Origin of the sequence: Pseudomonas sp. H3(2019) (assembly GCF_007713465.1) — a bacterium.
Classification (GTDB): Bacteria; Pseudomonadota; Gammaproteobacteria; order Pseudomonadales; family Pseudomonadaceae; genus Aquipseudomonas.
On the sequence record NZ_VMSG01000030.1, the window covers coordinates 57807 to 69047 of the forward strand.

At 60.5% G+C, this 11241-nt stretch carries 10 protein-coding genes; 3 read left to right on the forward strand and 7 right to left on the reverse strand.

Annotation, left to right across the window (positions count from 1 at the left end; genetic code table 11):
- The first annotated feature begins 18 nt into the window (after positions 1–18).
- Together FPT12_RS24385 and FPT12_RS24390 are read left to right on the forward strand one after the other, a co-directional pair.
- Positions 19–1554: a PLP-dependent aminotransferase family protein gene (locus tag FPT12_RS24385; protein WP_145021117.1), complete on the forward strand. Its 1536-nt coding sequence runs from the start codon at positions 19–21 to the stop codon at positions 1552–1554.
- Between the two features lie 153 nt (positions 1555–1707).
- The gene (locus FPT12_RS24390) at positions 1708–2259 is read left to right on the forward strand and encodes a hypothetical protein (protein WP_145021120.1); all 552 of its coding nucleotides are present in this window, start codon (positions 1708–1710) and stop codon (positions 2257–2259) included.
- 155 nt (positions 2260–2414) lie between these two features.
- Here the strand turns inward: FPT12_RS24390 and FPT12_RS24395 are convergent, their stop codons facing one another.
- Positions 2415–3833, reverse strand: a complete 1419-nt coding sequence (locus FPT12_RS24395) for an MFS transporter (RefSeq protein WP_145021124.1) — start codon at positions 3831–3833, stop codon at positions 2415–2417.
- Between the two features lie 134 nt (positions 3834–3967).
- On the opposite strand from FPT12_RS24395, the gene FPT12_RS24400 reads away from it, so the two are divergent.
- The gene (locus FPT12_RS24400; RefSeq protein ID WP_256676851.1) at positions 3968–4606 is read left to right on the forward strand and encodes a metalloregulator ArsR/SmtB family transcription factor; all 639 of its coding nucleotides are present in this window, start codon (positions 3968–3970) and stop codon (positions 4604–4606) included.
- A gap of 176 nt (positions 4607–4782) precedes the next feature.
- On the opposite strand, the gene FPT12_RS24405 is transcribed toward FPT12_RS24400, so the two are convergent.
- The 6 genes from FPT12_RS24405 to FPT12_RS24430 all read right to left on the reverse strand — a co-directional run.
- Positions 4783–6111, reverse strand: a complete 1329-nt coding sequence (locus FPT12_RS24405; protein ID WP_145021131.1) for an aspartate aminotransferase family protein — start codon at positions 6109–6111, stop codon at positions 4783–4785.
- The gene (locus FPT12_RS24410) at positions 6101–7222 is read right to left on the reverse strand and encodes an aminotransferase class III-fold pyridoxal phosphate-dependent enzyme (RefSeq protein WP_178098879.1); all 1122 of its coding nucleotides are present in this window, start codon (positions 7220–7222) and stop codon (positions 6101–6103) included. The genes FPT12_RS24405 and FPT12_RS24410 overlap by 11 nt, the downstream gene beginning before the upstream one ends.
- Positions 7223–7233: 11 nt before the next feature.
- Positions 7234–8103, reverse strand: a complete 870-nt coding sequence (locus tag FPT12_RS24415; RefSeq protein ID WP_145021137.1) for a TauD/TfdA family dioxygenase — start codon at positions 8101–8103, stop codon at positions 7234–7236.
- Positions 8104–8115: 12 nt separating this feature from the next.
- On the reverse strand, positions 8116–9648 hold the full coding sequence (locus tag FPT12_RS24420) for an AMP-binding protein (RefSeq protein ID WP_145021140.1): 1533 nt from the start codon (positions 9646–9648) through the stop codon (positions 8116–8118).
- Positions 9645–10253, reverse strand: a complete 609-nt coding sequence (locus FPT12_RS24425; protein WP_145021143.1) for a thermostable hemolysin — start codon at positions 10251–10253, stop codon at positions 9645–9647. The genes FPT12_RS24420 and FPT12_RS24425 overlap by 4 nt, the downstream gene beginning before the upstream one ends.
- Positions 10254–10883: 630 nt before the next feature.
- Positions 10884–11241 (reverse strand): glutathione S-transferase C-terminal domain-containing protein (locus FPT12_RS24430; protein WP_178098881.1); only part of this gene is annotated, 358 nt, incomplete at its 5' end.

Sequence of the window (11241 nt, forward strand, 5' to 3'; positions counted from 1 at the left end):
TATTTTGACTGGACCACTATGAGCCGAGGAAAGGTTTCCGTTCCCCTTGATCTGCCCCAGCCCAGCAGCCTGAGCGATGGCAGCCGGGTGTTGACCAAACAGGAAAGCGCCTATGAGGCACTGCGCGGCGCAATCCTGGAAAAACTCCTGCCGGCCGGTAGCCAGTTGCCCTCTACGCGAACCCTGGCGCAGCGCTGGTCGCTGTCCCGGGGGACCGTGGAAATGGTCTTCGACCGCTTGCGCAGCGAAGGTTACGTGACCCGGGTGTCGGGCTCGGGGACCCGGGTCAGTGCGGTGGTGCCTGATCTCTTTATCCGCGCGCCGCAGGTCCGGGCGGGCCTCCAGGCGCTGGAGCAGCAGACGCCAGCCGCACCGCCGCCGACGCTGGAGACCGCGGTCAGGGTGGGGCTGCCCTTCGTGGCGCGCCTGGCGGACCCGGCGCTGTTCCCCATTCGCGTGTGGTCGCGGGCGGTGGCCAAGGCCATGGCCGAAGCCTCGGCGCAGTTGCTCTGTTCGCCGGACCCGGGCGGCATGCAGGCCCTGCGCGAACAGATTGCCGATTACCTGGCCAAGTACCGTGGCATCCGCTGCAAGCCGGACGACCTGATCGTGACCACGGGCATTCGCCACTCCCTGGATCTGGTGGCCCGCAGCCTGGTGACGCAGGGCGACAAGGTGTGTGTCGAAGATCCGGGCTACCTGTCGGCGAAAAGGATCTTCTCCATGGCCGGAGCGCGGCTGGTGTATATCCCGGTCCTCGAAGACGGCATCGACGATGGGGCGCTACGCCGGCACGGCGATGCCCGGTTGGTCTATGTCACGCCCGCGCACCAGTCGCCGTTGGGGGTGACCCTCTCGGTGTCGCGGCGCCTGGCCCTGTTGGACTGGGCCAGCCGGACCGATGCCTGGGTGGTGGAGGACGACTACGACAGCGAATTCAACTACAACAGCGCGCCACTGGCGGCCCTCAAGGCTCTGGACCGCGATGACCGGGTGATCTACTGCGGCAGCTTCAACAAGACCCTGTTCGCCGGGCTGCGCGTCGGTTTCATGCTGGTCCCCGGGGCGTTGCGCAATCGCCTGCTGGCGACCCTGCAGACCACCGGCCGCTCCGTTGGGGTCACCGAGCAGGCGGCGCTGGCGGAATACATGAGGAGCGGGGCATTCGTGCGTTACCTGCGCTCGGCGCGCCAGGCCTATCAGGAACGCCGTGACGCGCTACTGGCCTGCCTGGCGGAACAGGCGCCGGGAGGTTATTCGGTTTCCGGGCAACATGCCGGTCTGCACTTCGTCCTGGAGTTGCCTGCGGGCAGCGACGAGTCCGACTTCTGTCGCCGTGCCAGCGCCATCGGGCTGGTCTTGCAACCGGTCAGCGAATTCTGTCAGGAGGTGCAACGGCCGGCGGCGGTGATGATCGGGTTCACCGCCCTGAGCCTGTCGCAGATCCGGTTCAGCGGCCGCAAGCTCGGGCAACTGCTGGCCGGGCAGGCGGAACTTCTTGCATCAGGTTCGGGCGGTGAGCGGACCATAAGCCGCGCGCTGAAGGCGATTTAGGGGCCTTTCTTTAATGATGGCCTTGAGCCGTTTCCTGGGCTCCATCATGCTCACTCGCGTTTTCAGGGACCGCCGCCGACACCCCGGTCTTCATTCGCAGACCCTGATGCAACGTTTACCGTTACTTCCCCTCCTGGACATCAAGGACCGACCATGCTCCGTTTGCTTTCTATCTCCCTGTTTGCCCTCGTTCTCACTGGCTGTGCTTCATCAGCCAAGATCGAGAATATGCAGGTCAATCCCGCGCAAGCACAAACCTATGACGTTGCGCTTCGCGACAACATGAAAGTCGACAGTGTCGGCGGCGGCAGCACGACCAACCCGCTGTGGACTTCGCAGATCGAAAGCGCGGACTTCCGTTCGGCGCTCGAGCAATCGTTGAGCAACGCTGGCCTGCTGGGTAAGAACAGCAAGGCAAACTACGCCCTTCGCGCCAATCTGGTAAGTCTCGACCAGCCGCTGTTTGGCCTGAACTTCACTGTCACTTCGATGGTTGAATACAGCCTGGTAGAGAATGCAACTGGCCGGGTGATCTGGACCGATAAGGTCAAGGCACCCTTCACCGCTGGCGTCGGCGACTCCTTCTTCGGTGTGAAACGCCTGCGACTGGCGAACGAAGGCTCGGCGCGGGAGAACATCAATGAACTGCTCAAGCGCTTGGCTGGGTTGAAGCTTGGCGCTGGTCAGGTGTCGCTGGCCCAGTAAGAAGGCGTTTGTCCCCGTTTAGTTTGGGGACGAGTCCCTATCTCTGCGCCAGACATAGAAAAAGCCCCCGTCGCTGAAACGTTACGGGGGCTTTGTTTTCCGAATGAAATAAAGACCGCTGGCCAATGCCGGGTCTTTATTGTCGCTGGAACGGCTTAGGCCGCTGCAAGCCCCGGCCGAATCCGCGCCGACCGCACCGCAGTCACCAGCGCCAGAGTCGGCGCAATGGTAAACAGCGCAAACAGCCAGCGCGCTGCGTTGGCAGTGCCTTCCATATTGCTCGGGTCGTTGAGCCCGGCCATGTTGGCGATCATCCCGGCCAGTGCCGCGCCGAGTGCGGTGGCGAACAGTTGTACGGTGGTGATGGATGAAGCCGCCGAGTCCTGGTCTTCGGCCGAGGCCACTTGCAGGACTCGGGTCAGCAGGTGTGGCCAGCCGATACCGATGCCGAATCCCACCAGGGTCAAGGCAATGCAGATCGGCGCGAGCAGCGCCCAGTCTCCACCGCTGTCGAATGGTATGGCGACGGCCAGGATGATCAGTCCGACCAGTACGAACACCGGGCCACTGATGATTGCGCGGCGCACGCCACGCTCGCGCCAGCCGGAGCTCATCACTTCGGACAGCGTCCAGCCAGCCGCCATAAGGGCCGCCAGGTAGCCGGAAATCAGCGGCGTCTGCCCATGCAGGGTTTGCAGGAAGTACGGCACGAAGATTTCGCTGGTCATGCCAACCACCAACAACCCCATGGTCGCGTACAGCGCACAGAGTGGGGTGTTGAGCCGCAAGGCGTCCTTGGGCAGCAGGCGTGTCAGGGTGCTGGATTCATGACGAACCAGGAAAAACACCAGCAGCAGGCAGAGGCCTATGCCCAGCATATTCCAGGTCGGAAGCGATGAAGCGCTGCCGATGCATACCGAGAGCACCGCCGCAGCCAGCAGGAACAATTGCAACAAGGGCAAGCGGCCCACGGGCGGTTGATTCATGTCACGTTTGGGCAATACGCTGCTGGTCAGCAGCATGTATGCCAGCGTCACCGGGACCAGCGAACCAAAGGCTAAACGCCAGGCATCCATTTCCGCAAAAATGCCGCCGATGGCCGGGCCGATCAGGGTGGCGATCCCCCACATGCCCGAGACCAGGGCCATGGCCCGAGGCCAGAGGCGCTCTTCGAACACCAGTTGAATCATCGAGTAGCACAGGGCGAACATCAAACCGCCGCCCAGGCCTTGAACCGCGCGACCGACCAGCATCACCGGCATGCTCGGTGCCAGGGCACAGATGAGGCTGCCAGCGAGGAAAAATAACGCGGCTATCGCATAGGAAACGCGTGGCCCTGTGCGTTGCAGGATTTTCGCCGTGAGCGCGGAGCCGAGGATGGATGCGACGACGAACAGTGTGGTGTTCCAGGCGTACAGGTCGAGCCCGCCGATTTCCTTGACCACGGAGGGCAGGATAGTCGTAGCGATGTAGATATTGATCGCGTGCAGCGTAACGCCTCCTGACAGTGCGATGGATCGCGTGGCGTTTTTTCCGGAGAGTAAATCGCTCCAGCTGCTTCCTTGCGTAGACATACAACCTCCTGCTGTGACTCGCGACCCGGTGGATTGCGAGAGTCAATTGCCTGTTTTCAAGGCTTGGGTTAGATTTACCAAGTAAATTCTTTAAATATTGAAGCTGTGAGGGCTGTTGTTTGTCAAGTAAACACTTGGAAAACCAGAGTGACGTGTCGATGTCGGCTGCCGACCGACTGCTTCACATGCTCAAGACCCGCGGCCCGCAACTGGCGGCCGATGCCGGACGCGCGCTGGGCACCACGGGAGAAGCGGCGCGCCAGCAGTTCGTCAAACTGGCCGCCAGTGGCCTGGTGGAGGCCCAGTCCGAGGCCCGAGGCGTTGGGCGCCCGTCGCAGGTCTGGCGCCTGACGGCGGCCGGCCATGCGCGGTTTCCCGATAGCCATTCGGAGCTGACCGTGCAGCTCTTGCAGACCGTGCGCGAGACCTTCGGGCCCGAGGCCATCGATCGTCTGATCGATGTTCGCGAGCAGCAGAGTCGCACCTTGTACCTGCAAGAGCTGGCCGGTGCCGAGACCCTTCAGGAACGGGTCAAGCGCCTTGCCGCCCTGCGTGCCCGTGAAGGCTATATGGCCGAATGGAGCGAGCAACCGGACGGGGCCTTCATGTTTATCGAGAACCATTGTCCGATCTGCGCGGCGGCAGCTGCGTGTCAGGGTTTTTGTCGCGCCGAACTGGATGTGTTCGAGCACGTTCTGCAAGCCAGGGTTGAGCGTGTGGAGCACATTCTGATGAATGCCCGCCGTTGCGCTTACCGCATTACTCCGGTTTGAAGAGCCTTCGAGATACTCATTTGCGGCATATCAGGGGCAACTGATCGCGCTGCCGGGGATGGCCCCGGCAACGATGTCAGTGGGGGAGGGTTACTGAGTGGGATCACCGCCTGCCATTTTGGCAGGGCGGCCTCCAGGCGCTTGCCGAGCTACCAGGGAAAGATCGTCCACGCGAATCATTGGTCTGCACTCCGTGGGGTCATGGCGTAGGGGATGCGGTAGAGGTTGCGGATGATCGGCGTCATCAGTTTGAGCATCCAGCGCGGCTTGCTGGCGACGGCCTCGAGGGATTCTTCCAGGGCCTTGAGGACCTGGCTGATTTGCGCGGTGCTGATGGTCAGCGGTGGATAGAAACGCAACACCGGCGCCGAGGCTTTTTCGTTCAACGAGTGCCCTGAGTGAACCCCGCGTTTGCTCAGTTCCATGCTGATCAGGTTTTCCCACACCGCGCCCTTGAGGCGTAAACCGGTCATCAGGCCAATCGCTGGAGCATCGCTGATGATCTGCGGGTAGGCTTCGGCCAGTAGCTGCAATCCCTGGCACAACTGTGTGCTGGCAGCCTGGGATTTTTCGATCAGTTGGCCTTCTTCAATCGCACGAATTGCGGCCAGGGCCGTTTCGCAGGCATAGGGCAAACCGCCCTGGCCGCAGACCTGATCTTCAAGAGGGTCGAGTGGCTGCCGGTCGATCAAGGCGCGGCTGTACATTACCGCCGCGATGGCTGCGTAGCCGCCGGTCAAGCCCTTGGACAGCACCATGATGTCAGGCACCACGTTGTCGTAATCGACGGCGAACCATTTACCGCAGCGACCGAATGCCGTCTGGATTTCATCGGCGATCATCAGGCAGCCGTGGGCGCTGCACAACTCGCGGATTCGCGTGTTGTAGCCGGCTTCGGGCAACGTCAGGTGGGCGCCGCCGAGGATCGGCTCGATGTAGACCGCCGCCACCTGGTCGGTGATGGCGTGTTCCAGGGCGGCGAAGTCGCCGTAGGGAATGAAGTCGACCATCACGCGGTTCAGGCCGTGCTGGTTGCTCTGGTACTGCTGGCCGAGGATCGCCATAGTGGTCAGGGTTTTGCCATGGTAGGCATTGCGCATGACCACGATCCGTTTGCGCGGCAACTGCCGTTTGAGCGCATAGCGCAAGGTTTGCTCGATGGCTTCGGCACCGGTCATGGTGTAGCGCACATCGCCCCACTCGCCGGGAGCCAGACGCTTGAGGGTCTCGCTCAGTTGGTGCTGCGAATTGTGGGTCAGCCCCTCGGGCTGCCAGGCCATCCGGTTCAGTTGACGCTGGCTGGCGTACTTGACCTGAGGGTTCTGGTGACCGACCAGGAATATTCCATAGCTGCACGCACAATCGATGAAGTGCGTGCCGCGATGGTCGGTGACGATCGCCCCTTCGGCAGAGCGTTCGATACCGGTATTGGCAATGCGATAAAGCTTGGCCGCCGAGGGCGTCCAGTGTTTGTAGCAGTCATCCACCAAGCGGTTAAGCAGCATATTGCAAAGTCCTTTTTATCAGGCGTGCGGCGTCGACAACGCGCTCCGTGCGCGCGACCAATGGGCAACGCAAGAGCAGTTCGCGCCCGCTTGGCCGGCGAATGTGCACACCGGCGGCGTACAGCGCCCGTTGCGCCTCGACGGCTTGCTCAGTGCTGGCCAGCGGTACCTTGACGATGCCGCCGATGGCCTTTGCGTTGAAGTCGGCCAGTTCGGTGGCCAGCGCCTTGCCGTTGTCGAGACTGCGCTGGTCCAACCGGTGTTCCTGCGCGTAGTGCAGGGCGGTCCGGGCCGCGATGCACGATGGCGGGTTGCCGGCGGTGGTGCTCCCGTGTTTGGCCGGTGAGACTTTGCCGTAGGCCTTATAGGCCAGCGCATGGCTACAGGTGTAGGTGCCGATGGGGATGCAGCCGCCGCCGAGGCTTTTGCCCAGGACAACGATGTCCGGGCGCGCACCGGACAGGCTCTGCGACAGCAGATGCCCGACGCTGCCCAGACAGGTGTCGACGTCGTTGAACAGGGTCGCAACTCGCTGGCTGTTGGCGATCCGTTCCAGGCTGGCGATCAGCATCGGATCGACCGCTTCCAGCAGCCCGTTGGCGGCCGTGCGCAACGGGCCGTAGCACAAGGCAAAACAGTCCTGCCAGATCGCCATGTCCGGCAGGTCGTGCACCGAGTCGACATGCACCACCTTGATCCCCAAAAACTCCCCGGACTCTGGATAAAGTTCGGGGGCGCTCAGGTAGCGCCCATAAGACAACGAGCCGAACGCTACGCCCCCCACGGCGATCACCGTACGCCGATGGGGGTTGATCGAGCGCACGAGTTTCAGCGCACCTTCAAACGCTTCGTCGCCGGAGTTGCAGACATACGAGTTCTCCAGTCCTTCGGGCATGAACTCGCTGAGTTGCTTGCACAACTCGATCAACGGCGCAGACAACAGAACACGGTTGGACAGGCCGATTTTATCGACCTGCCGACTTACGGCCTGCACCACCTCGGGCACTTGCAGGCCGAACCCGCCACTGAGGTCAATCAGTTGATGGCCGCGGTTGTCGATGAAACTTTCGTACTGGCCTTCGACGGCCCAGGTCTGACCTGGGAGACTCATCATGGCGGCCATTACCGATAGCTCAACGCATTGAAGATGCGCCGCTGGTCATCGATGATCGCTTGTCGGCCGTGCATCACCCGACGGTTGTCGATCATCACCAGGTCCAGGTCCTGCCAACCCACGGTGTGCGTATTGCGTTCGGTGACTTCGGTGATTTCCGCCAGCAGGGTGGCGGGAATCTCTTCGCCGTTCTCGAAATCGATTACCGGTTTTTCGTAGTTGAAGGACGGTCCGAGAATGCTGTTGGCGAAGGCCGGGTGTTCACAGAAACTGGAGGTCTGGTACGCCGGGACGCTGTAGGCATAGGCCACGCAATCGGTGCTTGGGTTGTACTCCATCCGGGTGTTGGGGTCCTGGCCGATGATCTCGTTCAGGTGCGCGAAACTGGCGTCTTCCAGCTGCTGGATTTCCGGTTTGTAGTAGCAGACGATCTTGCGCCACTTTTCGCCCGTCACCGTGCGGCGGTAGCGGATACGGCTGCTCTCGAAGCGCTGACGGGTCTCTTCGCTGAGTTCCTGGTAGACCTTCACCCCATCGCACAAAGTGGTTTGCGAACCTTTGGTGGGGGCGATCTCGCAGAAGAACCAGGTCAGGTCGGGCCAGATCGGCGCGTTGCCGTTTTCGCAGTGCAGGCCTACGGCACCGGTGCCGGCGTCCACCAGTTGTGCGACGCCTTTGGCGATCACGCGGCCCGGGTCCAGGCTCAGGCGCGAACTGTGTTTTTTCACGAAGGTACCGAACTCGTCCAGCGACTGGATGCAGTTGCGGAAGATAATCACGCCGGCATTCGAAAGCTCTTCGAAAACCGTCGCAGTGTCGGCGTTCAAGGCATACGCGCGATCGGTGATGACACTCGCCTGATAAGTCGATTGAGTCATGTCGCTAATCCTTTAGTGAGTACATGTCTGAAGATGCAGGACGGTGGCGTGGGCTCTACGGGCCGGGCCATTGAGGGCATAGAGGCTTTGCAGCTGCGGGGCGTCCGGCGCCAGTGGCCAGATGGCCTGCGGCAGCTCGACTTCCGAGAAGCGCTGTTGCGCCCAGTCCTGAGTGTGCTGGTGATCGAATTGCGGTCCGACGCTGAGTACGATCGCCAGTTGCCCGTCTGTAGTCATGAACATCAGCGCATCGTTCACGCCGGCTTGCTCTTTGAACTCCAGCTCGATTTGTTCCGGAGAAACATTGCGGCCATTGGGCAGGCAGATGATGTTTTTCTCGCGTCCGGTGATGAACAGGAAACCCTCGTCATCGAACTCGCCGATATCACCTGTGCGCAGCCAGCCATCCTCGGTGAAGGAGCAGGCGCTCGGATCGACCCACGAGTAGCCCTGGAACATTGAGCTGCTTTTGATTTCTACCCGTTGCTGATCCGTCACCCGGACCTGGACGTGCGGCAGAGGTTTGCCAACGCTGCCGAGCTTGCTGTTGGCAGGGGTGTTGACGCTCACCACCGAACCGTTCTCGCTCAGTCCGTAACCTTGATGAACCTGAATACCCTGCGCGCTCAGACGCTGCAGTTTTTCGCTGCTGATCGGAGCGCCACCGGCGGTGATGTACAACTCCTTGCGCAGCAACGACAGCAGCTCCATGTCGGTGTTTTGCTCGGCAACGTCAAGGAGCACGTCGAGCATTATCGGCGGTACGGTCACCGCGCTCGCCCGGGTTCTGAGCAGTTGCGCCAGAATCGCCGAGGTGTCGTAGCCAGCCTCGCCGATCAATGGCGTGTGCTCGTCGAGGAAGTACACGGTGCCGCCGGACAGCAGCGGCAGGTAGACCGCCGTGACCTGTTCGATCAACAGGCTCAGCGGCACCACCGACAGGTAGCGTTTTTGATAGGTGGCCGGGACCACGCCGAGTAGCGATTGCAGCACGGCGCTCAGGCCGGCCAGGCTTTGCTTCACGCCTTTGGGCTTGCTGGTGGTGCCGGAGGTGTGGATGACTTTGCAGGTCCATTCGGCATCGGCGCTGTCGATGAAGCTCGGGTCCGCCGGCACCGCAAGCGAGGTCTCGAGTGCGCTGGGTACATGGACCAGGCGGTTGGCGTCGAGGTCGATTTCCCAGCGCTTTTCCAGCGTCTCCCGGCCTTTGTCATCGACCAGGAAGCCCGAGCATTCGAAGGCCAGGTGTTCGGCCTGGTACTTACTGAAGCCCAACGGCAGCGGCAAGGAGGTGAAGCCGAAGAGCAGGCAGGCGAAGTCGGCGATGACCCAGTCGCTGCTGTTGCGCATGACGATGCCGATGGTGCGTTTTTCGTCGGTGAACTGACGGTTCATGTGTTGCCCAAGCTGCCGGGCATGCTCCAGCACCTGGGCGTAGGTCAGGCGGCGCCCGCCCGTGTCGTCAGCCGAAGGAATATCGACGACGCAGACGGCATCCGGTGTGCGTTGGACCTGGGCCAGTAAGTCTTCGACGAAATGCGTCATGCGGCTTGCTCGCTTTGCACGTCGAGCCGGAAAACGGTCTTGAGGACGGTCTCGTGATAGTGATGCTTCATCTCGCCCAGCTTGATGTAGCCGGTGATGGGCGTCTGCTCGTAGTAGGAGCCCCATTCGACTTCCGCTCGGGCGGTCATGCGTTGCGGGTCGGCATCGCAGATCTTGTTGACCTTGACGTTGCAGTAGCTCATCGATTTGATCAATTTGGGGGTGCAGGTGCACAGCACGTAGCGTGCGCCCATGCACCAGGTCACCATTGAGAGCATGTTGAACAAGGTCTGGCCGGCAACCGAATTGATCGACGCGGTATTGCCGATTTCGACGATGCAGTCGCGTTCGATCCGGGTGTTGGTGATTTTCGACAGCGTCTCCTCGGACGGTGAGTCCAGATAACATTCGGACAATAGAGGACCTGACTTGGCGAAACTGAAACCGGCACACGACTGAATGGAGTCATTGTTATCGAATACGATTAAAAAGTACTCGGGGGATGGCTCGATGGTGGCATTGAAGGATTTCATGTACCGACGTTTTACAAAGTCAACGGCGGACTTCCAGAGTTGGGTGTTGCGTTTGGCTACTTGAGTACGCATGCAAGTTTTCCTTTCTTTCTGCGTGAGTCGATAGGCGGATTGTTGAGTGGTCTGGTTGTTCTGGTACGCGTGTCCTAATTGATATTTTTATTCTGGTACATATGTACTGATTGATGTTGTTGTTCTGGTACATATGTACTGATTAGTGTTGTTGTTTACGGCAGCAGGCGCTCTTCCATGCCCCTGTAACAGCCTGGCCCAATCCGCTATTGGGCCATGTTCCTCGACAGTGTTAGTTCACCATTGGATGCCTGTTGTTTTCAGGCTCCCACTCGTGTCCGCAGCTAACACCACGCCGATGCGCGTAGGGTTTTCTGGTCGGGATCGGTGGGGGGGGTAGTCGGGTATGTCAGTGAACAGTGAATCCTTTCGATGAAGCCATTAGACAGCGTCCTGCTGGTGTGTGGTTTTTATCATAAATAGTTTGATTAGTGAATTAATTAACCCGTACCCGTTCAGAATTTTCATGTGAGTCATGAAGTCGCTGTCTGGTGTTATTTTGAAAGGGAGGGGTAAGTAAAAGCGGGGGTGTTAATTATCTCGTTCTAGTTGTATGACAGAAAGAATACAGGGGGGATGTCGGAGGATATGAGTCCGGGCAGGGCCCGGACTCCGAGGGTGTCTATTCGATCAGGCGGGTTGTGCCAGCCAGGCCAGTTGCGGGCCGTCGGGAACGATGCGTGTCGGGTTGATATGGTTATGGGAGTAGTAGTAATGCAGCTTGATGTGGTCCATGTCGATGGTGCGCCGCACGTCTTCGCGTTGGGTCATCCGGCGCAGGTAGTCGTACAGGGCCGGGTAGTCTTGCAACGGGCGCAGATTGGCCTTGAAGTGCAGGCAATACACGGCCTCGAAGCGAATCAGCGTGGGTAACAGGAACAGGTCGGACAGTGTCAGGCGGTTGCCGAACAGGTAGCGTTGGTCAGCGAGACGGAGAGTGTCAGATTTTTTGTGTGCGGGCCGGTAACGGCCTGCCGTTAGGCAGGCC

Excerpts from the sequence above, each read along its gene's own strand:
- FPT12_RS24425 (WP_145021143.1), bottom strand. The coding sequence starts at position 10,253 with ATGCGTACTCAAGTAGCCAAACGCAACACCCAACTCTGGAAGTCCGCC.
- FPT12_RS24395 (WP_145021124.1), bottom strand. The coding sequence starts at position 3,833 with ATGTCTACGCAAGGAAGCAGCTGGAGCGATTTACTCTCCGGAAAAAAC.
- FPT12_RS24385 (WP_145021117.1), top strand. The coding sequence starts at position 19 with ATGAGCCGAGGAAAGGTTTCCGTTCCCCTTGATCTGCCCCAGCCCAGC.
- FPT12_RS24390 (WP_145021120.1), top strand. The coding sequence starts at position 1,708 with ATGCTCCGTTTGCTTTCTATCTCCCTGTTTGCCCTCGTTCTCACTGGC.
- FPT12_RS24420 (WP_145021140.1), bottom strand. The coding sequence starts at position 9,648 with ATGACGCATTTCGTCGAAGACTTACTGGCCCAGGTCCAACGCACACCG.
- FPT12_RS24410 (WP_178098879.1), bottom strand. The coding sequence starts at position 7,222 with ATGAGTCTCCCAGGTCAGACCTGGGCCGTCGAAGGCCAGTACGAAAGT.
- FPT12_RS24415 (WP_145021137.1), bottom strand. The coding sequence starts at position 8,103 with ATGACTCAATCGACTTATCAGGCGAGTGTCATCACCGATCGCGCGTAT.
- FPT12_RS24405 (WP_145021131.1), bottom strand. The coding sequence starts at position 6,111 with ATGCTGCTTAACCGCTTGGTGGATGACTGCTACAAACACTGGACGCCC.